The sequence below is a fragment of the Pseudomonas sp. NMS19W genome (assembly GCF_051554255.1).
Lineage (GTDB): Bacteria > Pseudomonadota > Gammaproteobacteria > Pseudomonadales > Pseudomonadaceae > Aquipseudomonas > Aquipseudomonas kribbensis.
In genome coordinates, this window is record NZ_CP136718.1 from 590,575 (window position 1) to 613,997 (window position 23,423).

Genomic DNA, 23,423 nt, shown 5'->3' on the forward strand with positions numbered 1-23,423 from the left:
TCTCGCCTGTTTCATGATGAAGTTGAGGCAGATTCAGTTTGCCGGCCCAGACGCGACAGCAATAGCCGATCCAGCAGCCACACCACCACCAGCGAAGCGCCCACCAGCGGAAACACCACCGCCAGCACCAGCATGATCGCCACCCCGGTTTTCCACTTCGGCAGATCGTGGCGCAGCGGCGGCACGCCGAACTTGCCCTGTGGCCGGCGCTTCCACCAGATCACCACGCCGCTGATGGCGCTGAGCAGAATCATCAGACAGATCAGCAGCACGATGATCTGGTTGAAGGTGCCGAACATCTTGCCTTCATGGAGCATCACGCCGATTTCCGTTGCCCGGGCCACGGCGCCGTAGTACTCGAAGCGCACATCGGCCAACACCTTGCCGGTGTACTGATCGACATGCAGCGTGGCATCGTTGCGCGGGTCGTCGGCGAACACCGCGATAGTGAACACGCCGGTGGCGGTGGTCGGCAGGGTGATGCTGTAGCCGGGCTCGACCTTGCGCTCGATGGCGATGTTCTGCACATCCTGCAGGCTAATGGCCGGCGCGGCGGGGCCGTGTTGCATCCCGCCGTGGGCCATGTGTTCGGCGTGGTCGCCGGACATCGGCATCGGGGTGTTTTCCATTGCCCACGGTACGGTCTGGCGGGCGGCGTTGTTGAGGCTGCCGGCCTCGACGTCGGAGGTCGGCACGTTATTCCACATCGCCGCCGGGAACACGTTCCACACCTGGGCGTACTGCTTGCCCCAGAAGCCGGTCCAGGTCATGCCGCTGAGCAGCATCACCAGCAGCAACGCCGCGCCCCAGAATCCGGTAACGGCATGCAGATCACGCCACAGCACGCGACCGCGACTGTTCAGCCGTGGCCACAGAATCCCGGCCGCCTGACCGCGCGGCCACCACAGGAAAACCCCGGACACCACCAGCACCACGCCCCAACCGGCGGCCAGTTCGATCAGTCGGTCACCGACGGTGCCGATCATCAATTCGCCGTGAATGGCCCGGGCGAGTGCTTGCAGGTTCTGCTTGGCGTCCTGCTCGCCGAGGATGTCGCCGTGGTACGGATCGACAAACACGTTCAGCTCATGGCCGGCATTTTTCACCACGAATTGCGCGCTGCGTTCGGCGTTCGCGGGTGGCAGGTACTGGGTGACCTGACCTTGTGGATAAGCGCTTTTGACCTTTTGCAGCAAGTCATCGGCCGGCACGGTGTGATGCCCGGCCGGGACGTTCAGCAGGCTGCTGTACATCAGCGAATCGAGCTGCGGTTTGAACAGGTAAATGATGCCGGTCAGGGCCAGCATCACCATGAATGGCGCGACGAACAATCCGGCATAGAAATGCCAACGCCAGGCCAGGTTGTAGAAATTCGGTTTGGGCTGTTTCATCACGAGTGCTCCGCTTGGCTTGGATCTTCTAGTTGTCGGTTGTCACTCGCTCCCTCAAGGGGAGCGAGTGCCCTTGAGGGTTAGAAACTCATGTCCACCTTGGTCCAGAGCGTGCGCCCCGGCTCGTTGATGGCTTGCGGGTCGTTGGCCGGATAGCCGAAACCGGCGTTGCCCGCCAGGTTGAGGTGTTCGGCGTAAGCCTTGCCGAACAGGTTGTCGACGCCGGTACTGACCTTCCAGTTCTTGTTGATCCGGTAGGCACCGTTGAGCGAGAACACGCCGAAGCCCGAACTCTTGTCGTAATCCTTGCCGACCACGTTGCCCTTGTTCTGGTCGATACGGTTTTGCGCGGCAACCACCCTCCACAGGGCGCCGGCGCTCCAGTTGTCTTCGCTGTAGGTCAGGCCGAAACGTGCATCCAGCGGCGGCATCTGCGGCAGGGCCTTGCCGTCGCTGCTGTTCTTGCCCCAGGCGTAGGCCAGGGTCGCATCGGCTTTCCAATTGTCGGTGAGCTTGTAGGCTGCACCGAGTTCACCGCCCATGATCCGCGCGTCGATGTTCTCGGCGCGGGAGGTGCTCATGCCCATCATCGTCGGGGTGTAGTCAAACAGGATGTAGTCGCGCACCACGCCGATGTAGCCCGAGGCCCAGGCTTCGAGGTCGGCGTCCTTGTAGTTCACGCCGAAGTCGAGTTGGGTGGTCTTTTCCGGTTTGATCGAATCGAACGCATTGACCGAACCCGCCGGGCCGGACTTGGGCGAAAACAGCTCCCAGTAATCCGGGAACCGCTGCGCGTGGCCGAGGCCGGCGTAGAGCGTGGTCGGGCTGTCGGCCAGGTCATGCTCGTAACGCACGAAGCCGCTTGGCAGGGTGTCGGCGCGGGTATCGCCGGCAGTCGGATTCGGCCGGGACATCATTCCCGAACCGGTGGTCTGCCGGAAATCCCTGGCCGAGGCGCGGTCGACCCGGGCACCGGTGATCAGGCGGTCGCGGTCGGCAGCGTACCAGGTCATCTCGCTGAACACGCCGTAGTTATGGAAGTCAGCGTCCTTGGTGTACGGCTGATCCTTGTAGGTATCGATGCCCATGCCGCTGCGCTGGCGGTGTTCGTTGGTCTGCGCATCGAGACCGGTAATCAGCTGGATATCGGCCCAGCGCCAGGTGGCCTTGATCCGCGCGCCGAGGGTGCGGCGGTCGACGTTGGACGCCATGGGACCTGCCATCATCCCGGTGCCGGACGGTGTGCGCAGGGTGTAGTTGTCCATCACGTGGTCGGCGTAGTTGTAGTAGACCTGGGCTTCGAACTTCTCCAGCACATCGGTGATGTTGGATTTCTCGAAGCGCAGGCCGAGGCTTTCCCGCAGGAACTGCGAGCCGTCCATGCCGCGTCCGGCGTAGCGCGCTTCGCCGTCGCCCTTGCCGGCGGTCAGTTCGATCAGGGTGTCGGCGTCCGGGGTCCAGCCCAGCGCCACGTCGCCGTTCCACTTGTCATAGCGCGAGGCGACGGTGTCGTTATTGCCGTCGCGGTAGTCGTCGGAGTGCGCGGTGTTGCCGATCACCCGCACGTAGCCCAACGGGCCGCCGGCCGCTGCATCGACGACTTTGTCGAAGCGTCCGTTGGAGCCCGCCAGCACGCTGGCGTTCACCCGGGTGCCGAGTTCGCCGAAGCTTTCCGGCTCACGGTCGAAGAGGATCGTGCCGGCGGATGCACCCGGTCCGTAGAGCACGGTTTGCGGGCCTTTGATCACGGTGAGTTTGTCGTAGGTCTCGGGCGAGATGTACGAGGTCGGCGCGTCCATCCGGCCGGGGCAGGCGCCGAGCATCATGCTGCCGTTGGTGAGGATGTTCAGGCGCGAACCGAACATTCCGCGCAGTACCGGATCGCCGTTGGTGCCGCCGTTGCGCACCAGGGCGAAGCCGGGAATGGTCTTCAGATAGTCGCCGCCATCGCTGGCCGGCACCGGTTGGCGCGGGTCTTTCGGGTTGGTGATGATGGTCAGCGGCGAGCTCGGAGCGATGGCGGTGATCACCGTCGGGCTCAGTTCTTCAGTGTGGCCGGCATGTTCATCGGCGTGAACCAGCGGGGACAGCAGGACGCCGCAAAGGACGGCGGTAGCGTGCCTGAAACGGATGCGCGATTCGTTCAGGGCGAAGGACGCCGGGGCAGAACCCGAGCGTGGGACAGCAGAAAACCTGGACATGACAATTTCCATCAAACAGTCGTAAACGACACGGCCGGCAGCCTGAAGCTGTCTTCTCAACCGTGTGCAATCAGAGGTGGGTGTTTACGCTGTGACAGGCGGGGCGCGGCTGCGGGCGCCGGGGAAGAAGGTCTGCCGGGCATGGCCCAGACGCGGAGAGGGTGGGGTGAAGGTGTTGACGTGGGGAATGCTGAACGCAACGAAACTGCCGCCGCCGGTCAGCGCCGGGCAGTTGAACAGCAGGCTGCAATAGCCGCACTTTTCCCACAGCACATGGTGCGAGGATTGCGGCGGGCAGTGTTCGGCCGAGGGTTTTGCTTCATGGGCGGAATGATCCATGCCCGGCATGTCCATGCTCATTGGCATGGATGCCGAGGCGTGCTGATCCATCGGCATCGACTGAGAAATCAGCGGGCCGATGAAGATCATCAACATGGCGAACAGGGCGATCCAGCTGCCGCGTGTCAGGTGTTCAGTCTGACCGCGTTGCATGGATGCCCCGGCGCTGCGCGGGCGCACGGGCGGAGTCTGCCGGAACGGTTATTGGGCGTGCGCGTGTTCCGGCATGTCCTGCGGTGGTTTCTTCTGCACGGCGACTTCGACGGTCACGTCACCGGCCTTCTCGAAGTGCATCGTCAGCGGGAAGCGCTTGCCGTCGGTCAGCAGGCTGCGGTCGGTCGGATTCATCAGCATCACGTGAAAGGCCATCGGCGCGAAGGTCACGTTTTCACCGGCCGGAATGGCCACGTTTGGCACCTGTTGCATCTTCATCAGATCACCCTGCATCACGTGTTCGTGCAGCTCGGCTTTTGAAGCGATGGGCGAGTCGACACTCAGCAGGCGGTCAGCGGTTTTGCCACCGTTGTGAATGATGAAATACGCGGCAACCGTCGGCGCATTCGGCGGCAGCTCCTGCGACCACGGGTGGGCGATTTCCAGCTCGCCGGCCTTGTATTCGTGGGCATGGGCGAAGCACGCCGGCAGCAACAGCGCAGCGATGACGATGAATTTGTTCAACATGGCAGTTCTCCAGAACGATTTGAAACGCAGGTCAAATGCGGGAAGAAATCAAACCAGAGGAGAGGCGCGGGGATTGAGGCTCGGCCATTGCTGGCGCGGTGTCGGGGTTTGCAGCAAGGCGGGCGCCACACTGCGATTGCTTTCGTATCGGGCGAAATACAGCTGCGGCGAATGCCCCGGCAACGCCACCACCGGCGCCGATCCGGAACAGCACCAGCAATGCTGCATGGTCGAATGATTGTCACCGCTCTGCGGCGCCTTCTGATCGAGGCTGCCGATGTCGATCGCCACCATCTTCGTCCCGCTGCCGGTGCAGAAACTGCTCCACAGCAACTGCTCGGCCGGCGTCTGCGCCGCCTGCGCCATCGCTCCCGTCAACGGCATGGCGAGCATGTTGAACAGCACTGCGAAGCAGGCGATCCAGGCAAATGCGAGCCGGTGTCGGTTCATGGGACAGGTCCGTAGGGTGGGCGATCAGGCGCGGCTATTTAGCCTGATCAGGGCCGATAAGTAAAAAAGCGTCGTGCGGTTTGGTGTCGCAGCGCACTTTCAAGAGAGTGTAGCGGCTCGAATTTGCATTGCATGGGACTTGCGTCAACAACTGAAGCTATCGCGAGAGGAAAAAACTCAGCCCCGATCACGTTTTTCAAGAGCCGAGATGACGTCAGCAACCGTCCAAAACTCCCGATCAACCCCCGCCAACACCGGCCGCTTCAACACCATCACCGGCACCCCAAGCGCTCGCGCCACGTCCAGCTTCGGCTCGGTTGCGGTGCTGCCGCTGTTCTTGCTGATCAGCACGTCGATCTGCCGGCGTTCGAACAGTGCCCGTTCATCCTCCAGCAGAAACGGCCCACGGGCGCCGATGACTTCGCAGCGTTCGTTGCCGGGGTAGACGTCGAGGGCGCGCAGGGTCCAGAACTGGTGCGCGGGGATTTCTTCGAGGTGTTGCAGCGGTTCGCGGCCGAGGGTGAACAGGGGACGGCGGAAGGGTTCGAGGGCGGTGATCAGTTCGGCCCAGTCGGCGACTTCGCGCCAGTCATCGCCCGGCTGCGGTTGCCATGCCGGGCGGCGCAGGGCCCAGCAGGGTATGCCGGTGAGTTGTGCAGCGGTGGCGGCGTTGTGGCTGATTTGTGCGGCATACGGATGGGTCGCGTCGAGCAGCAGATCGATGCCTTTATCGCGAATGAACTGCGCCAGCCCTTCGGCACCGCCGTAGCCGCCGACGCGCACCTGACACGTCAGATCAGTCGGCACCCGGCCCACTCCGGCCAGGCTGTAAATGTGTTCCGGCCCCAAAGTGCGCGCGATGGCCAACGCTTCAGTCACGCCGCCCAGCAACAGAATCCGTTTCATGCAAAAGCCCCCGCATGGCCGACGATGCCGCCCTGACGATCAATCGCAAACACCTCGACCTGCACCTGCGCCGGCACCACGCTGCGGGCGAACTCCAGGGCGTGACGGCAGACCTCATCACCCAGGGCAACACCCGCCGCACTGGCCATCGCCAGCGCCTGCTGACTGGTGTTCGCCCCGCGAATGGCTTGCTGCAACGCATCGTCGGCGCCAACTGCTGCCGCCCATTCGGCCAGTTGCGGCAGGTCGATGCTCGAATGGCGCGAGTGCAAATCCATGTGCCCGGCCGCCAGTTTGCTGATCTTGCCGAAGCCGCCGCACAGGCTGAGTTTATCCACAGGGACTTTGCGCAGGTGCTTGAGTACCGCGCCGACGAAGTCGCCCATTTCGATCAGGGCGATTTCCGGCAGCTCGTAAACCCGGCGCATGGTGTCTTCGCTGGCGTTGCCGGTGCAGGCGGCAATGTGCAGGTAGCCGTTGGTTTTTGCCACGTCGATGCCTTGATGGATCGAGGCAATGTACGCCGCGCAGGAAAACGGCCGGACGATGCCGCTGGTGCCGAGGATCGACAGGCCGCCGAGAATGCCCAGGCGCGGGTTCATGGTTTTCAATGCCAGAGCTTCGCCGCCCTCGACGTTGACCGTCACCTCGAAGCCGCCGCGATAGCCGGATTCTTCAGCGAGCAGCGTCAGGTGATCGCTGATCATCTTGCGCGGCACCGGGTTGATCGCCGGTTCGCCGACGCCCAGCACCAGCCCCGGCCGAGTGACGGTGCCGACGCCTTTGCCGGCGATGAAGCGGATGCCTGGCTCGGCCATCAGCTGCACGCGGGAGTAGAGCAGGGCGCCGTGTGTCACGTCCGGGTCGTCGCCGGCGTCCTTGATCGTTCCGGCTTCGGCGCCGTTCTCGGTCAGCCGGCAGAACTCCAGGCGCATCTGCACCTGCTTGCCCTTGGGTAACACGATCTGCACGGCGTCCGCTACTACGCCACCGAGCAACAGGCGCGCGGCGGCGAGGCTGGTGGCCGTGGCGCAGCTGCCGGTGGTCAGGCCGCTGCGCAGGGGCGCGGGTTGTTCGGCGGTTTCGTCACGCATCGAGGGGTTTGACCAGATCGAGCAGGGTGATCGGCAAGGCCTGGCGCCAGGTGTCGAACTCGCCCAGCGGCTGCGCCTGGGCGATGTGGATGCGGGTCAGTTCGCCGCCGTGGCGTTCGCGCCAGCTCATCAAGGTCATTTCGCTTTGCAGGGTTACGGCGTTGGCCACCAGTCGGCCGCCGGGTTTGAGTTGTTCCCAGCAGGTGTCGAGCACGCCTTCACGGGTCACGCCGCCGCCGATGAAAATCGCGTCCGGACGTTCCAGCCCGGCGAGGGCCAGCGGGGCACTGCCGCGAATCAGTTGCAGGCCGGGAACTCCCAGTGCATCGCGGTTGTGTTCAATCAACTGTTGTCGACCGTCGTCAGCCTCGATGGCCAGGGCGCGACAGCTTGGGTGAGCGCGCATCCACTCGATGCCGATCGAACCGCTGCCGGCGCCGACGTCCCACAGCAGTTCGCCGGGTGTCGGGGCGAGGCGGGCGAGGGTGATGGCGCGCACGTCGCGTTTGGTCAATTGCCCGTCATGTTTGAAGGCCGAGTCCGGCAGGCCGGCGAGGCGCGACAGGCGCGGTGTCTTCGGATCGGCGAGGCACTCGATGGCGATCACGTTGAGATCGGCAATGACCGGATCGTTCCAGTCGTTGGCGGTGCCATCGATCCGGCGTTCGGCGCTGCCGCCCAGATGCTCCAGAACGCTCAGGCGACTGGGGCCGAATCCACGCTCGCGCAGCAATGCCGCAACGGCGGCCGGGCTCTGTCCGTCATTGCTCAGCAGCAGCAGGCGCACGCCGCTGGACAACTGACCATTGAGGGCCGCCAGCGGGCGGGCCACCAGCGAAAGAATGCTGACCTCCTGCAACGGCCATCCCAGCCGGGCGGCCGCCAGCGAACACGAGGACGGCGCCGGCAGCACCCGCATTTCGCTGTCCGGAACCTGCCGCGCCAAGCTTGCGCCAACGCCGTAGAACATCGGATCACCACTGGCCAGCACACACACCGCTTCGCCACGCCGTTCGAGAACCGGGGCCAGGGAAAACGGGCTCGGCCACAACTGGCGCTCGCCACGGATGCACACCGGTAACAGATCGAGCTGACGCTGACCGCCGATGATCCGCGAAGCGCCCAGCAGGGCGCGCCGGGCATTCTTGCCCAGGCCCTTGAAGCCGTCTTCACCGATTCCTACTACTGTCAGCCAGGGTGACATCTGTAGCCCCTCAAAAAAGTGTCCGCAAACGCGCCGTTCCGACGGGCAGACTTTTCATGCCGTCGGACAAAGCAGGCATAATACCGCGCCTTCGCCCGCGAAGCGCCTTTCCCACAGAGCTGCCAGCCCTTGAACGAACGCCCGATGTCCAACGCCATACGCCCCTCGGCCTGTCCGGGGTTGCTGCGTATCGTCCAGGCGCTGGATGGCGGTATCTGCCGGATCAAGCTCGATGGCGGTTCGATCACGGCCGATCAGGCGGATGCGGTGGCCAACGCCGCCGAGCGGTTTGCCGGCGGGGCGATCGAGGCGACCAACCGGGGCAATCTGCAGATTCGCGGCATCGGCGACCAGTCCGCCGCGCTGATCGACAGTCTGCTGGCCGCCGGTCTCGGGCCGCGAACCGCGGCGGGCGACGACGTGCGCAACCTGATGCTCAGCCCGGCTGCCGGCATCGACCGACAGATGCGCTTCGATACCCGTCCACTGGCCGGGCAGATCCTCGAGACCCTGCAAAGCCATCCGCGTTTCCATGAGCTGAGCGCCAAGTTCGCCGTGCAACTGGACGGCGGTGAAGCGCTGGCGATGCTCGAACATCCCCACGATCTGTGGTTGTCGGCATACGACGATCACGGCGATACGCTGTTGGCGTTTGGTCTGGCGGGTTGCCCGACGGATCGGCCGCTGGCTGCCGTGCTGCTTGCGGACGGACATGCGCTGGTGGTGGCGGTGCTGGAACTGTTCCTCGATCTGGCCCGTCCCGAGCAGGCGCGAATGCGCCATCTGCTGGATGAATGCCCGGCGCCGGTGTTCCTGGAAAAACTCGGTCAGCGGATCAATCTCAAAGCCGCCACTGATTGGCAGCGCGAAGCCGGACCAGAAGGTTTGCACCTCGGCATCCACCCTCAGCAAACGGCAGGTCTGGTCTATGTCGGTGCCGCACCGGCGCTCGGTCGTCTCGATCCGCAGATGCTGCGTGGCGCCGCGCAATTGGCCAGAACCTTTGGCGACGGGAGCCTGCGTTTCACCCCTTGGCAAAGTCTGTTGCTGTCCAATGTGCGGGAAGTGGACTCAGTCCAAGTGCTCGATGCTTTGGGCAAATTGAACCTGCTGACCCAGACCGAAGACCCTCTGTCACACCTGATCGCCTGCACCGGCTCCAACGGTTGCGGCAAAGGCCTGGCCGACACCAAACACGATGCCCGCCTTCTGGCTACGCTGTTGCCACACGCCATGGATGTACACCTGTCCGGCTGCCCGCGCTCCTGCGCCGCCGCGCACCGGGCTGCAGTGACTCTGCTGGCGGTCGCTCCCGGTCACTACGATCTCTATTTTCGCGATGCAGCACAGCCCGGTTTCGGCGCGCTGCACGCTCACAACCTTACTATCGAAGCGGCCGCGACCCTGCTCGCCGCCCGCTCACGGAGCCCCCTTGATGCTTGATTACATCCGCGACGGTCAGGAGATCTATCGCAACTCCTTCGCGATCATTCGCAGCGAGGCCAACCTCTCGCGCATCCCGGCCGACCTGGAAAAACTCGCGGTGCGGGTGATCCACGCCTGCGGCATGGTCGAATCCATCGACGGTCTGCAATTCTCCGAAGGCGCGGGCAAGGCCGGGCGCGATGCGCTGGCCGCTGGCGCGCCGATCCTCTGCGATGCGCGGATGGTTTCCGAAGGCGTGACCCGTGCGCGTCTGCCGGCCAACAACGAAGTGATCTGCACCCTGCGCGACGACAGCGTGCCGGAGCTGGCACGTGAGCTGGGCAACACTCGCTCGGCAGCGGCTCTGGAACTGTGGCGCCCGCACCTTGAAGGCAGCGTTGTGGTGATCGGCAATGCGCCGACCGCGCTGTTCTATCTGCTGGAAATGCTCGACGCCGGCGCCCCGAAACCGGCGCTGATCCTTGGTTTCCCGGTGGGCTTCGTCGGCGCTGCCGAATCCAAGGCCGAGCTGGCGGCGAACAGCCGTGGCGTGCCGTTCGTGATCATGCAGGGCCGCCTCGGCGGCAGCGCCATGGCCGCCGCTGCAGTCAATGCCCTCGCCACGGAGATCGAATGATGCAGGCCAAGGGACGTTTGATCGGCCTGGGCGTCGGCCCCGGTGATCCGGAACTGATTACCGTCAAGGCATTGCGCCTGCTGCGCGAGTCGCCGGTGGTGGCGTATTTCGTGGCCAAGGGCAAGAAGGGCAACGCGTTCGGCATCATCGAAGCGCACCTGCAGGATGCGCAGAATCTGTTGCCGCTGGTGTACCCGGTGACCACCGAAGTGCTGCCGGCACCGCTGTCCTATGAACAGGTGATCAGCGATTTCTACGATGAAGCGGCAGAGGAAGTCGCTGCGCATCTGGATGCCGGTCGCGACGTGGCGGTGATCTGCGAAGGTGATCCGTTCTTCTACGGCTCCTACATGTACCTGCACGATCGCCTCGCCAGCCGTTACGAAGCCGAAGTGGTGCCGGGTGTCTGCTCGATGCTCGGCGGCGCTTCGGTGCTGGGCGCACCGCTGGTGTATCGCAATCAGAGCCTGTCGGTGCTGTCCGGCGTGCTGCCTCATGACGAGCTCAAGCGTCGTCTGGCCGATGCCGATGCGGCGGTGATCATGAAGCTGGGCCGCAACTTCCCGAAGGTGCGCGACGTGTTGGCAGAGCTGGGCCTGGCCGAACGCGCGCTGTACGTCGAGCGCGCGACCATGGCCAACCAGAAGATCGTGCCGCTGGATGAGGTCGAGCCGATGTCGTCGCCGTACTTCTCGCTGATCATTGTTCCCGGCGAACGGTGGCAAGGCTGATGACTCATTCCACACCGGCCATCGTCATTCTCGGCCAGGGCGCGCTGGGCACGGCCCGTCGCCTTCAACAGGTCTATCCGGCCGCACAGGTTCACGGACTGAAAGGGCGCGTGGAAGGCGCCGACCTGACTTACAGCGAGTTCGGTGCGACCCTGCGCGAGCTTTATCAGCTGGACACACCGATCATTGCCCTGTGCGCGGCGGGTATCGTCATTCGCACCCTGGCGCCACTGCTGCTGGAGAAAGGCGTCGAGCCACCGGTGCTCGCCGTGTCTGAAGACGGCAGTGCCGTGGTGCCGCTGCTCGGCGGCCTTGGCGGGGTGAATGTCATGGCTCGCGAAATCGCGGCTGCGCTTGAAGTGGCGGCGGCAATTACCACCAGCGGCGAATTGCGCTTCGGCACATGCCTGCTCAACCCGCCCGGCGGTTATGCCCTCGGCGATCTGGAGCAGGGCAAACGCTTTGTCTCCGACCTGCTCGCCGGTCACAGCGTGCGCATCGACGGCGCCGCACCTTGGCTGGCTCAGGCGCAGTTGCCGGAAGATCCACAGGCGCAGCGCTCGATTCATGTCGGCAGTGATGCCCGTGCAGCGAGTTCCTGTGAGTTGTTGATTTATCCACGCAGCGTGGCGGTTGCGGTCGGTTCAGAAGTGACTGACCTGCCGGGCACCATTCGCGATGCGTTGCTGCAGTCCGGTGTGGCGATTCAATCGCTGGCCTGTCTGGTGGCGGCTGACGTTCAGATGGCCAGCCCGGCATTGCGTGAAGCGGCGCTTGAACTGGCGGTGCCGCTGCGCTTTGTTGCGTCAGCGAGTGACATCGCGGAGCTGGCAAACCATGCCGTCCCCGACGCTCGAATCATCACAACATCCCACGACCTCGCCATCGCCGTGGCCGAACAACCGCTGGATGTTTCGCAGATCGGTCGCCCGCGCGGACGTCTGGCTGTCATCGGCCTCGGCCCAGGTGCCGCGGAGCTGATGGTGCCGGCGGTGAAAGCCGAACTGGCCCGAGCCACCGACGTACTGGGTTACGAAACCTATGTGCGCATGGCCGGCCCGTTCCGCGATGACCAGGTGCAGCACTGCACCGACAACCGCGAAGAAATGCAGCGTGCCCGCCATGCTTTCAGGCTGGCCGCCGAGGGGCGTTCGGTGATTGTGGTTTCGTCGGGCGATCCGGGTGTGTTCGCCATGGCGGCGGCGGTGCTCGAAGCGCTGCACGAGTCGACGGATCCGGCATGGCACAGCGTCGATCTGGAAATCCTGCCGGGGGTTTCCGCCTCACTCGCCACCGCCGCTCAGGCGGGTGCGCCGCTGGGTCACGATTTCTGCGTCATGTCCCTGTCGGACAACCTCAAACCGTGGTCGATCATCGAAAAGCGTCTGGATCTCGCTGCCGAGGCCGATCTGGCATTGGCGTTCTACAACCCGATCTCCCGCGCCCGTCCGTGGCAACTGGGGCGAGCGTTGGAAATCGTCGCGCAACATCGTGCGCCGCAAACGCCCGTGGTGCTGGGACGTGACATTGGCCGGCCAGGACAGACCCTGCGCTCCACGACGCTGGGTGCATTGACGCCGGATCAGGTGGACATGCGCACCATGGTGTTGATCGGCTCATCCACCACCTGCACCTTCCCGCGTGCCGAAGGCGGGGAGTGGGTGTATACGCCGCGCTGGTACGGGGAAAAACCGGCAGGCTGATGCCCCTGGCTTTCAGGGAACACCAGGCAACAACCGACAAGGCCGCAAATTGAATATTTGCGGCCTTGTCGGTTGTTGCCTGGCAGGTTTATTGCCGCGATTTCCTCAATGCGAAACGGCTTGCCGTAATCTTTGAAAGTGCGTCTTCCATTTGCCGTCTTTGTGCGTCGAGTTCGCTTCGATTGAGTTTAAGAAACGCACTGCGCTGAATGAGCTTTGCGGAATTTCTGTTCCAGGACCAAAACAGGAAACTGTTCTGCTCGACGTTGGCAACCAGCTCAATATTGAAAATGGCCAGGTGCAGGTCGCCGTTTGAGTCATACCGAGTGGGTGCGACTTGAAAGCGCTGGCCTCTACGACTCTCGTTATCGAGCGAAAGTACTGCGGGTTTGTTGGGTTTCAAGGCATCCAGCGTGTCAATCATCGCGTTGGCCTGACGGACATCATTCATTTTCTCCGCGCTGAGTACCAGAAAGTCGGCGATGCTTCCGTCAAGCACCGTAGTTGTTCTGGTCGTGACAGTTCCCTGATGAAGCTTCCAGCCCAGATACATTAACGTGCGTAAATATTCTTCCAGCCAGAATTCAGAATCGGCATAGCGGTTGTGGGCCATGTCGGCTGAACGGGTGGCGACCCGGGTGCAGTCAGTCAAGTCGTTATAGTCTTGCAGCGACAAGTTGTCGATGCAGGAAATAATGTTGTGTTGAGTGAGTGCGCCTGTTGGAGTCTCGTTGTTCATGGTTTTCTCGGTTGTCCAATGGCATTTTTGATGTGAGGCGCATTTTGCAAATCCTGGGTAGTGTTTGAAATGTAATAATTGTAAGTGTTTTGGTTTTTTAGGGCTGTGCGTGAAAGTTAATATGTTGAATCAAGTTGACGGTGTTCGTTTGGATGTCTGTGAGTTAGTTTGGTTTTGCGTTTGAATAGTGAGCGCAAAAAAACATTAATGGATTATGGGGTTGGAGTCGTAATGGAAAATACAAAAGAGATCGAGCAATCTGTGTCGTTGGTAAAGGCACGTATCGCCAAGCGTCAGGAGCTGGGTGCTGAACTCATGGGCGTTCGTGCCAGGGCGTTATCCACGGTTGATCCGGCCAGCCCGACCAAGGAGCTCGATGCTGTTGTTCTCGCGAACACGCTGGTGGGTTATGGCGAAAATATTACCCTCGAGAACATGGCTATTATCGAGAATCTGATCAAGTTCGCTAAGCTCGAGGCGAATTTTGAGGTGCCTGGATACAATCCGGAAAAGTGGTACCAGGCATTCTTGAAATGCATGGATGACTTGGGGTGTTTTGTTGCGGATTCCGGCTACACGGTTTATGAAAAGAACTCCACGACGCTGACAATGGATAATGTTGTAGTGGATATCGTCAAGTCGGGCGTTGCGGCTGCAAAAGCTGCGATTCCGGGTGCTACAGTGCTTTCGGCAATCGCTGATACAACACTCGACTCCTTGAAGAAAGAGTCCGAGGCTATCAATCTTTATAATCGTGAAGTGACAAAAGACAAAGGTGTCAGGATGGCAGTCTTGCCGTGCGACCAACTGGCGAACGGTATTATTCTGACTTCCCTGTCGTCGATAGATAGCTCGGGAATTGAAACTGGAGTTTCGCCGCTGTTTTTTAACTGGAAAGCTTCTGGACGAAAAATCTTTCGCGGCAGCGCCTATCTTACTTTCAATCCTCTGCGTTACTCGGAATTGAAAGCTGACCTGGAAGAGTACTTGGGCGAACACTTCAAGGCGGCATTGAGCAAGCGTTTTGAACGACGCAAGAAAAATTAACCAATGGTTGCGAAGGCTGGCGAATGTAATCGCCAGCCTTGTTGCGGAGTGAAACAGATGACTTACTCGTTATATGTAAATGCGGGTGTCGTCCTGGCGGTATCGCAGGCGCTGTCTCCCGCCATTAAAAAAGATGTGCTGGATACGGTGGCTTTCGCCACGCTGGCGGCGGATGAGGATTTTCCGGGAGAGCTGAATGACGAACAATGGTTCGATACCCACTCAGACATGCTGACTGCCTGTGGCTGGAGTCTGTTTGCTCAGGAGATGGATCAGGTGCCGACGGTCGAAGGGCAATCTCTTTCAGCAAGGGCCGCTATCGGGCAAGTGGCTGAATTGCGATTGCCTGGTCACCAGACTGCTGTGATTTCGGCTGCATTGGAGGCGCTGGCTTCAGTATCCAGACGTGGAGAATTGCCCGAGCGGCTTGGTCAGCATAGCCTGGTGAGTGACGCTCAGACGTCGTGGCTCAGGGCAATGGTCGGGATCGTTGAGGACAACGGGATTCTCAGCATCGTTTCCGTGTCGTTCAACACTCGGGAACAAGCCGGAAAAGGGAGGGTGTTGCCGGTTTCCGGTCGACACGCCACTCGTCGTGCTTATGCGGCGCGTTTCAATCAGGATCAGTTTGAAGCATTCCGGCAAGACACGATCGAATGGCTGGCCCAAGAGCCGCAACCCGCGTGCATCGAAATCGGTGTGTTTTCGGGTCCAATGTGAAAACAGGTCAGGTGCGGGTGCGTGGTCGAGAACGGTAGGTTCACGACTTTTTTGTTTGATCTGAATGGTCTGGTTGCCTGGATTTTGCGCGACGCCAGATTCAGGGCACCAGATAGCCCTTGATGCCGGTAAATATGATCTGGGCCGCCAAGGCACAGACAAACAACCCCATCAGCCGGCTGACAATCTGCAAACCCTGGTCTCCGAGGATCCGCTCGATGCGGTTCGACAGGTAGAGCACCACGCCCACCGTGAAACTGGCCAGCGCGATACTGAGGATCGCTGTGAGTTTGTCGTCCCAATGGGGCTGGCTCACGCCCATCACCAGGAGTGCACCGATGGTGCCGGGGCCAACCGTCAGGGGAATGGTCAGCGGGACGATGGTTACGTCCTGCTGCACGTTATCGGCTTGCACCGCCGACTTTCCCTGGGCCATGCCCAGCGCTGAGATGAACAGCACACTGCCGGCACCGATACGGAATGCGTCCACGGTAATGCCGAATACATCGAAAATCACTCGGCCGAACAGATAAAGCAGGACGCTGGACACCAGCGTGGCAATCGCCACTTTCCACGCCAGGCGACGTTGTTCCTTGCGCGAATAACCGCGGGTCAGGCTGATAAAGCAGGACAACACGAAGAACGGGCTGTAGAGCACCAGCATCTTCAGGTAAACGCTGAATAACACGTGGAGCATGGCGCAGGCTCGCTGGCGGGAAAGTCGTGGGCAGTCTATCAGGCGCTATCGGGTCTGTCGGCTTACGACGGTTGGGTTGTTGCGCGGTTCTGTTGATCACGCTGGGCAACCCAGTGTTCGATCAATTCGCGCAGTTGCGACAGTTCCACCGGTTTGGCCATGTGCCCGTCCATGCCGGCCTGGCGCGCGCGCTCCTTGTGCTCGGCAAGGATGTGCGCGGTGAGGGCGACGATCGGCGTGCGGATGCGTTGGTTGCCGACTTCCCAGGCCCGCAGCTGCTGGGTCGCGGAAAAACCGTCGAGGATCGGCATTTCGCAGTCCATCAGTACCAGGTCATAGCGCTGGGCTTTCATTGCCTGCAAGGCTTCTTCGCCATTGCTGGCGGTGTCGGGCTGCAGGTTGAGCTTGCCCAGCATGCCGCGGATCACTTTGGTGGAAATCGTGTTGTCTTCGGCGACGAGGATGCGGAAATCGCTCGGAACCTTGACGGCCGTGGCCGGGCCGGTCGGTTGTGGCTGGAATACGGCCTGGCCCCGGTTGCGCTGGTTCAGTTCGTCGGCCAGCGTGGTCTTGAGGGTGTAGCCGGCCACCGGTTTGGCCAGGATACGTTTGATCCCCGAGTTACGCGCGATGATCTTGCTCGGCGCGTTGCTGATGCCGGTGAGCATGATCAGCAGAATGTCGTGGTTCAGGCTCGGGTCTTCCTTGATCTTGGCGGCCAGTTGCATGCCGGTCATGCCGGGCATGTTCTGATCCAGCAGGACCACATCGAAATAGTCGCGCAGATGCGCCTTGGTGCGCAGCAGGGCCAGCGCTTCCTTTCCTGACGGCACGGCGCTGACGTTCAGGCCCCAGGCACTGCATTGCTGCACCAGCACCTTGCGGCAGGTTTCGTTGTCGTCGACCACCAGCACCCGCGCACCTTGCAGAGGACTGTCGAGATCGGAGGTCGGGTGCTCCAGGCGATCGGGATCCAGTGGCAAGGTCAGCCACAGCGTGCTGCCCTGAGTACCACCACTCTTGATACCGAACTCTCCGTGCATCAGGCGAATCAGTTGTCGTGCGATCACCAGCCCGAGATTGCCGCCCAGTCGGTTGGCCGAGAGGAAATGCTTGCTGTGCAGTTCGGCGTGCATCAGCGCATCGCGTTCTTCCTGATCCATTGGCTGACCGCTGTCCTGCACGGCAATCCGCAGCCGTGGTTTGACACTGCGTTCATCGAGGGCGACAACCACCAGCACTTCGCCTTCTTCGGTTTTCTTCAGGGCGTTTTCCAGGAGGCTCAGCAGCGTCTGGCGCAAGCGGGTCGGGTCACCGCTGATCACCCGTGGTACTTGCGGCTGGATGAAGCTGATCAGTTCGACGTTCTGCTGTTCGGCCTTGGCGCGGTAGATGCTCAGGCAGTCGTCGATCAGCGCGTTGAGATCGAACTGCACGTCGTCCAGCTCGATCTGGCCGGACTCGAGCCGGGAGATGTCGAGGATCTCGTTGATCAGGGTCAGCAGTTCGTTGCCGGCGCTATGGATAGTCTGCACATAGTCTCGCTGCTTGACCGACAGCGGCGTGCCGAGCAGCAGTTCGGTCATGCCCAGCACGCCGTTCATCGGAGTGCGGATCTCGTGGCTGATCTTGGCCAGGAATTCGGCTTTGGCGTTGATCTCCGCATTGCTCGCGGCGAGGTCGCGGCTGATGCTGAAACGGCTTTCGGTGATGCTGCGCTGGCGCTCTCCGAGGGCAATGCTCATCAGCAGGCCACTGATGCAGATGAAACCCATCAGGGTCATGATCAGGCCCTGCGGTGCTACCAGGGTCAGTCCAAGCAATGCGGGGAGGATGATCAGCGTGCCGATGTTGAAAACCACCATCGCGGCAACGAACAGCCGGGCAGGGCGGTAGCCTTTCTGCCAGTGATAGAACCCGACCAGCAGCATGCTCAGGCCCGCCAGGGCCACCAATGCGTAAGTGATGATGTTCAGCGGCAACGTATTGACGAACAGTAACAGCAGGCTGCAGATCACGATGAACAGGATGTCGCCCAGCAACAGTTTGTTCAGCGGGTGTTCGCCGAGCGGGGCGAAGAAGCGGTAGGCGAACATCAGGCCGGACGGGGCGGTCAGCAACAGGGCCAGATACGCGCCGGGGGTCTGGATCGCGTGCCAGTTCGGCAACCACGGGCCGGCCAGGTTGAGCAGCAGCAACAGGCTCAGACTCAGCAGACCTTCGCACACTGCCAGCCACAGACTGCTGCGCGAACGGGTGTAGGCGTAACGGATCAGGTTGTGCAGGATCAGCATGCCGAGGCAGCCGAACAGCAGTCCGTAGATCAGCGTCTGGTTGTGGTTGGCCGCGCCCATCACCGCCGATTGCAGAGTGATGTACGGGCGCAACTGGTGCTCGGATACCAGCCGCAGGTAGACGTCGAGGGATTTGTCGCTTTGTGGCAGCGGCAGCAGGAAGTCGCTGCTGGGCAGGGGGCGTTCGGCCTGCGCCTGGGCAGTACCGGTTTCCCGTTGCTCGATCAGTCGTTCGCCTTCCATCACGTACAGGTTCAGATGCGACAGGTCGGGGGCGAAGATTCGCAGCACTTGTTCGTGCTTGCCGGGGGCCAGTTTGAAGCGCAGCCATAACGCGCCATCGGGTTCGGCCGCGGTGAGGCGGTCAAGCTCGATGGGGCTGAATTGATTGGTGTAGCGGGCGGAGCGGATATCGCTCAGCTGGAGGTTGCCCTGATCGTCGAGCAATATCGACCAGCCACTGCCTTGCGCGGCCTGGGCCGGGAGCATGCAGAGCAAGGTCAGCAAGGTGACGGTGAAGCCTATGGCAATCCTGAGCCAGCGCACGGCGAAATCCCTTCGTAGGTTGATGCCAGAATATAACGATGCGCAGCGTCGGAACAGTCCGGCAAGGGCGATGAGTCCTTGCCGGAAACACAGCGTAGCTTATTAGCGGGTTTCGCCACGTTCACGGGCAATGGCACGGTAGCCGATGTCGGAGCGGTAGAAGCAGCCTTCCCAGTCGATAGCCTTGGCCAGTTTGTAGGCTTGCTCCTGGGCTGCGCCCACGCTGGCGCCCATGGCGGTAGCGCAGAGCACCCGACCACCGGCGGTCACGACGTTGCCGTCCTTGAGCGCGGTGCCCGCATGGAAGACCTTGCCTTCCAGGCTCGCGGCAGCGTCCAGACCGTTGATCGTCGCGCCCTTTGCGTAATCGCCCGGGTAACCGCCGGCGGCCAGCACGATGCCGACGCTCGGACGTGGATCCCACTGCGCTTCGACTTTATCCAGGGCTTGGGCCAGGGCCGCTTCGACCAGCAACACCAGGCTCGACTGCAGACGCAGCATCACTGGTTGGGTTTCCGGATCGCCGAAACGGCAGTTGAACTCGATGACCTTTGGATTACCGGCCTTGTCGATCATCAGACCGGCGTACAGGAAACCGGTGTAGACGTTGCCTTCCTCGGCCATGCCGCGCACGGTCGGCCAGATTACTTGATCCATCACGCGCTGGTGCACATCGGCAGTGACCACCGGAGCCGGGGAGTAGGCACCCATGCCGCCGGTGTTCGGGCCGCTGTCGCCGTCGCCGACGCGTTTGTGGTCCTGGCTGGTGGCCATCGGCAGGACGTTCTTGCCGTCGACCATGACAATGAAGCTGGCTTCTTCGCCATCGAGGAACTCTTCGATCACGACGCGGGAACCGGCGTCGCCGAAGGCGTTGCCGGCGAGCATGTCGCGCACGGCGTCTTCGGCTTCGGCCAGGGTCATGGCGACGATCACGCCTTTGCCGGCGGCCAGGCCGTCGGCCTTGATCACGATCGGCGCGCCTTTTTCACGCAGATAGGCCAGGGCCGGCTCGATCTCGGTGAAGTTCTGGTAGTCGGCGGTCGGAATCTTGTGGCGCGCCAGAAAATCCTTGGTGAAGGCTTTCGAGCCTTCCAGCTGCGCAGCACCAGCGGTCGGGCCGAAGCAGTCCAGGCCACGGGAGCGGAACAGATCGACGACGCCGGCAACCAGCGGTACTTCCGGGCCGACGATGGTCAGGGAGACGTTCTTCTCGGCGAAGTCAGCCAGTTGCTCGAGAGCCAGCACATCGATGGCGACGTTTTCGCACTTGGCTTCAATCGCGGTGCCGGCGTTGCCCGGGGCGACGAAAACCTTCTGCACACGCGGATCCTGAGCCACTTTCCAGGCCAGGGCGTGTTCGCGGCCACCGCTGCCAATAATCAAAACATTCATTTCAAAAACCTCGGATGACGCTAATTCTGTTTTAGAACCTGAAGCGCTTCACGCTCCAGGAGGTCGCAATGAAGTCGGTAGATGCAAGGCGGAGTCGACCTCGGTGAGCGGAGTTGCCTTTTGGCAATGAGCATCATCGAGGTCGGCTCCAACGCAGCAGATGCCGGCTTCAGTGCGGCCGTTGTCTGATTAGTGGCGGAAATGACGCATTCCGGTGAACACCATGGCGATACCGGCTTCATCAGCAGCAGCAATCACTTCAGCATCACGCATCGAACCACCCGGCTGGATCACCGCAGTGATACCGACCTTGGCCGCATTGTCCAGGCCGTCGCGGAACGGGAAGAACGCGTCGGATGCCATTACGGAACCTGCGACTTGCAGACCGGCGTGTTCAGCCTTGATCGCAGCAATACGCGCCGAGTTCACGCGGCTCATCTGGCCGGCGCCGACACCGATGGTCTGACGGTTCTTGGCGTAGACGATGGCGTTGGATTTGACGAACTTGGCCACTTTCCAGGCGAAGATCAGGTCGTTGATTTCCTGTTCGGTCGGGGCGCGTTTGGTCACCACTTTCAGGTCGTCGGCGCCGATCATGCCGATATCGCGGCTCTGGACCAGCAGGCCGCCGTTCACGCGCTTGTAGTCCCAGGCCGGAACGCGATCCGCCGACCACTCGCCGCAGGCCAGCAGGCGCACATTGGCCTTGGCAGCAACGATGGCGCGGGCTTCTTCGCTGACGCTCGGCGCGATGATCACTTCGACGAACTGACGCTCGACGATCGCCTTGGCGGTCTCGGCATCCAGTTCACGGTTGAAGGCGATGATGCCGCCGAACGCCGATTCGGTGTCGGTGGCGTAGGCCAGTTCGTAGGCCTGACGGATGCCGCCTTCGGCGTCCGGGCTCACGGCCACGCCGCACGGGTTGGCGTGCTTGACGATCACGCAGGCCGGTTTGACGAAGCTCTTCACGCATTCCAGCGCGGCGTCGGTGTCGGCCACGTTGTTGTACGACAGCTCTTTGCCTTGCAGCTGGGTCGCGGTGGCGATGCCGACTTCGGCAGGCTTGGCCTCAACGTAGAACGCCGCGCTCTGGTGCGGGTTCTCGCCGTAGCGCATTTCCTGGGCCTTGATGAACTGGCTGTTGAAGGTGCGCGGGAATTCGCTGCGACCTTCAGTGCTCAGGGTTTCGGCAGTCTGGTTCACGGTGCCCATGTAGTTGGCGATCATGCCGTCGTAGGCAGCGGTGTGTTCGAACGCCTTGAGCATCAGGTCGAAACGCTGAGCGTAGGTCAGGCCGCCGGCCTTGAGGTTTTCCAGGACGTTGGCGTAATCGCCGGCATTCACCACGATGGCCACGTCTTTGTGGTTTTTCGCCGCCGAACGGACCATGGTCGGGCCGCCGATGTCGATGTTCTCGATGGCGGTCGGCAGGTCGCAGCCTGGCTTGCTGATGGTGGCTTCGAACGGGTACAGGTTGACGGCTACCAGATCGATCGGCTTGATGCCGTGCTCGTTCATGATCGCGTCATCGATACCGCGACGACCGAGGATCCCGCCGTGGATTTTCGGGTGCAGGGTTTTCACCCGACCGTCCATCATTTCTGCGAAACCGGTGTAATCCGCGACTTCCACTGCGGCCACGCCGTTGTCCTGCAGCAGTTTGAAGGTCCCGCCGGTGGAAAGGATTTCCACGCCCAGGGCTTCCAGCTCCCTGGCGAATTCGAGGATCCCGGTCTTGTCGGAAACACTGATCAAGGCGCGGCGGATCGGCAGGCGGGTAGTCTGGTCGGTCATCTCAATTTCCATCAAAAGCAAGGGAAGTCAGCAAAAAAGGCGACCGGTTTTACGCGGGCGCCTTTCTGGTTGGATTGAATGCTTACAGCAGATCGTACTGCTTGAGTTTCTTGCGCAGCGTGCCGCGGTTGAGTCCGAGCAGCTCGCTGGCCTTGGTCTGGTTACCCTTGACGTAGTTCATCACGCTTTCGAGCAGGGGAGCCTCGACTTCGGAGAGCACCAGGTTGTACACGTCCGTGACGGCTGCGCCCTCAAGGTGGGCGAAATAATTGTGCAGCGCCTTCTCGACACTCCCGCGAAGGGTCTGGCCTTCTTCGCTCGGGGTATTGAGGTGCTGTTTCAAATTCACGTTGTCGCTCACGGGTGTTGTTCCACTCACTAAAGTCTCGGTCATCATCGTCATGCGGCCACCCCTTCTCCGTCCCCTGTCAGGCTCTTGTAACGTTCGGCGAAGAACTCCCGAACGTTGGCGCATTGTGTTTCCGTACCATCCAAACGATTGAAACGGGCGCGGAACTCCTTGGCGCCCGGCAAGGTTGCGAGATACCAGCCCACATGCTTTCGGGCAATGCGTACGCCCATCACGTCCCCATAAAAGGCGTGGAGGGCAGCCAGATGCTCAAGCAGAATGCGTTCCACCTCGGACAGCTCCGGCGCCGGCAGTTTTTCGCCGGTACGCAGGAAGTGTTCGATCTCACGAAAAATCCACGGCCGCCCCTGGGCAGCCCGGCCGATCAACAGGCCATCGGCACCGGTCGCGTCGAGCACGTAGCGGGCCTTTTCCGGCGATACGATGTCGCCGTTGGCAAAGACCGGAATCGACACCGCCTGCTTGATCGCGGCAATGGTGTCGTACTCGGCTTCGCCGGTGTACAGGTCGGCGCGGGTGCGGCCATGCACCGCCAGCGCCGTGATCCCGGCCTGCTCGGCGATTTTCGCCACGGTCAGGCCGTTCTTGTTGTCGCGATCCCATCCAGTGCGGATCTTCAGGGTTACCGGCACATCAACCGCAGCCACCACGGCATGCAGGATCTCGGTAACCAGTGCTTCATCCTTCAACAACGCGGAGCCGGCAGCCTTGTTGCAGACCTTCTTCGCCGGGCAACCCATGTTGATGTCGATAATCTGTGCGCCCAGCTCGACGTTGGCCCGGGCCGCATCCGCCAGCATCTGCGCATCGCCACCGGCGATCTGCACCGAGCGAGGCTCGGGATCGCCTTCGTGGATCATGCGCATGCGCGACTTGCGGGTGTTCCACAGGCTCATGTCGCTGGTGACCATTTCCGAGACTACAAGCCCTGCGCCCAATCGCTTGCACAACTGACGAAAGGGCTGGTCGGTGACACCCGCCATGGGGGCGAGGATCAAGCCGTTCTGCAATGTATATGGGCCGATGCGTACCGCCGACATAGGACTTCCCTGAAGT

General features: G+C 61.8%; 21 protein-coding genes. 6 read left to right on the top strand and 15 right to left on the bottom strand.

Annotated elements, in window-relative coordinates; all coding sequences use genetic code 11:
- Positions 1–11: 11 nt before the first annotated feature.
- The 8 genes from R1A29_RS02535 to cbiE all read right to left on the bottom strand — a co-directional run bounded on the left by R1A29_RS02535 (position 12) and on the right by cbiE (position 8,266).
- On the bottom strand, positions 12–1,391 hold the full coding sequence (locus R1A29_RS02535; protein ID WP_438300564.1) for a PepSY-associated TM helix domain-containing protein: 1,380 nt from the start codon (positions 1,389–1,391) through the stop codon (positions 12–14).
- An 80-nt stretch (positions 1,392–1,471) separates the two neighbouring features.
- A complete protein-coding gene (locus R1A29_RS02540) occupies positions 1,472–3,592 on the bottom strand; it encodes a TonB-dependent copper receptor (RefSeq protein ID WP_438300565.1) in 2,121 nt (706 codons plus the stop codon).
- 84 nt (positions 3,593–3,676) lie between these two features.
- Positions 3,677–4,111, bottom strand: coding sequence for a DUF2946 domain-containing protein (locus tag R1A29_RS02545; RefSeq protein WP_438300566.1), 435 nt, complete (start codon positions 4,109–4,111; stop codon positions 3,677–3,679).
- Between the two features lie 21 nt (positions 4,112–4,132).
- The gene (locus R1A29_RS02550) at positions 4,133–4,612 is read right to left on the bottom strand and encodes a copper chaperone PCu(A)C (RefSeq protein WP_438300567.1); all 480 of its coding nucleotides are present in this window, start codon (positions 4,610–4,612) and stop codon (positions 4,133–4,135) included.
- A 48-nt stretch (positions 4,613–4,660) separates the two neighbouring features.
- Complete coding sequence (locus R1A29_RS02555; protein ID WP_192563337.1) at positions 4,661–5,062, bottom strand: DUF2946 domain-containing protein; 402 nt, start codon at positions 5,060–5,062, stop codon at positions 4,661–4,663.
- A 177-nt stretch (positions 5,063–5,239) separates the two neighbouring features.
- Positions 5,240–5,968 (bottom strand): cobalt-precorrin-6A reductase, encoded by a 729-nt coding sequence (locus R1A29_RS02560; RefSeq protein ID WP_438300568.1) that lies wholly within the window; start codon positions 5,966–5,968, stop codon positions 5,240–5,242.
- Positions 5,965–7,062 carry a cobalt-precorrin-5B (C(1))-methyltransferase gene (locus R1A29_RS02565; protein ID WP_438300569.1) on the bottom strand — a complete coding sequence of 366 codons (1,098 nt, stop codon included), beginning with the start codon at positions 7,060–7,062 and terminating at the stop codon, positions 5,965–5,967. Before R1A29_RS02565 ends, R1A29_RS02560 begins: the two co-directional genes overlap by 4 nt.
- Positions 7,055–8,266, bottom strand: coding sequence for a precorrin-6y C5,15-methyltransferase (decarboxylating) subunit CbiE (gene cbiE, locus R1A29_RS02570; protein ID WP_438300570.1), 1,212 nt, complete (start codon positions 8,264–8,266; stop codon positions 7,055–7,057). The genes R1A29_RS02565 and cbiE overlap by 8 nt, the downstream gene beginning before the upstream one ends.
- 144 nt (positions 8,267–8,410) lie before the next feature.
- Here cbiE and cobG point away from each other — a divergent pair, with 144 nt between their 5' ends.
- Genes cobG through cobJ form a run of 4 tightly spaced genes read left to right on the top strand, consistent with a single transcriptional unit; the run spans position 8,411 to position 12,762 of the window.
- Positions 8,411–9,709 carry a precorrin-3B synthase gene (gene cobG, locus R1A29_RS02575; protein ID WP_438300571.1) on the top strand — a complete coding sequence of 433 codons (1,299 nt, stop codon included), beginning with the start codon at positions 8,411–8,413 and terminating at the stop codon, positions 9,707–9,709.
- Positions 9,702–10,328 (top strand): precorrin-8X methylmutase, encoded by a 627-nt coding sequence (locus tag R1A29_RS02580; protein ID WP_438300572.1) that lies wholly within the window; start codon positions 9,702–9,704, stop codon positions 10,326–10,328. Before cobG ends, R1A29_RS02580 begins: the two co-directional genes overlap by 8 nt.
- Positions 10,325–11,059 (top strand): precorrin-2 C(20)-methyltransferase, encoded by a 735-nt coding sequence (locus tag R1A29_RS02585; RefSeq protein WP_438300573.1) that lies wholly within the window; start codon positions 10,325–10,327, stop codon positions 11,057–11,059. Before R1A29_RS02580 ends, R1A29_RS02585 begins: the two co-directional genes overlap by 4 nt.
- Positions 11,059–12,762: a precorrin-3B C(17)-methyltransferase gene (cobJ, locus tag R1A29_RS02590; RefSeq protein ID WP_438300574.1), complete on the top strand. Its 1,704-nt coding sequence runs from the start codon at positions 11,059–11,061 to the stop codon at positions 12,760–12,762. Before R1A29_RS02585 ends, cobJ begins: the two co-directional genes overlap by 1 nt.
- An 88-nt stretch (positions 12,763–12,850) precedes the next feature.
- On the opposite strand, the gene R1A29_RS02595 is transcribed toward cobJ, so the two are convergent.
- Positions 12,851–13,501: a hypothetical protein gene (locus R1A29_RS02595; protein WP_438300575.1), complete on the bottom strand. Its 651-nt coding sequence runs from the start codon at positions 13,499–13,501 to the stop codon at positions 12,851–12,853.
- Positions 13,502–13,732: 231 nt separating this feature from the next.
- On the opposite strand from R1A29_RS02595, the gene R1A29_RS02600 reads away from it, so the two are divergent.
- Both R1A29_RS02600 and R1A29_RS02605 read left to right on the top strand, forming a co-directional pair.
- A complete protein-coding gene (locus R1A29_RS02600) occupies positions 13,733–14,548 on the top strand; it encodes a hypothetical protein (RefSeq protein ID WP_438300576.1) in 816 nt (271 codons plus the stop codon).
- 57 nt (positions 14,549–14,605) lie between these two features.
- Positions 14,606–15,268 (top strand): hypothetical protein, encoded by a 663-nt coding sequence (locus R1A29_RS02605; RefSeq protein ID WP_438300577.1) that lies wholly within the window; start codon positions 14,606–14,608, stop codon positions 15,266–15,268.
- Between the two features lie 100 nt (positions 15,269–15,368).
- Here the strand turns inward: R1A29_RS02605 and R1A29_RS02610 are convergent, their stop codons facing one another.
- The 6 genes from R1A29_RS02610 to dusB form a co-directional block, all read right to left on the bottom strand.
- Positions 15,369–15,965 carry a MarC family protein gene (locus R1A29_RS02610; protein WP_085700989.1) on the bottom strand — a complete coding sequence of 199 codons (597 nt, stop codon included), beginning with the start codon at positions 15,963–15,965 and terminating at the stop codon, positions 15,369–15,371.
- A gap of 62 nt (positions 15,966–16,027) precedes the next feature.
- Entirely contained in the window at positions 16,028–18,805 is a 2,778-nt protein-coding gene (locus R1A29_RS02615) for a response regulator (RefSeq protein ID WP_438300578.1), read from the bottom strand.
- A 102-nt stretch (positions 18,806–18,907) separates the two neighbouring features.
- Complete coding sequence (gene purD, locus R1A29_RS02620) at positions 18,908–20,200, bottom strand: phosphoribosylamine--glycine ligase (protein WP_438300579.1); 1,293 nt, start codon at positions 20,198–20,200, stop codon at positions 18,908–18,910.
- Between the two features lie 189 nt (positions 20,201–20,389).
- Positions 20,390–21,997, bottom strand: coding sequence for a bifunctional phosphoribosylaminoimidazolecarboxamide formyltransferase/IMP cyclohydrolase (gene purH / locus R1A29_RS02625; RefSeq protein WP_438300580.1), 1,608 nt, complete (start codon positions 21,995–21,997; stop codon positions 20,390–20,392).
- A gap of 82 nt (positions 21,998–22,079) precedes the next feature.
- Positions 22,080–22,400 carry a DNA-binding transcriptional regulator Fis gene (gene fis, locus R1A29_RS02630; RefSeq protein ID WP_003186237.1) on the bottom strand — a complete coding sequence of 107 codons (321 nt, stop codon included), beginning with the start codon at positions 22,398–22,400 and terminating at the stop codon, positions 22,080–22,082.
- Positions 22,397–23,407, bottom strand: coding sequence for a tRNA dihydrouridine synthase DusB (dusB, locus tag R1A29_RS02635; RefSeq protein WP_085711228.1), 1,011 nt, complete (start codon positions 23,405–23,407; stop codon positions 22,397–22,399). Before dusB ends, fis begins: the two co-directional genes overlap by 4 nt.
- Between the last annotated feature and the right edge of the window lie 16 nt (positions 23,408–23,423).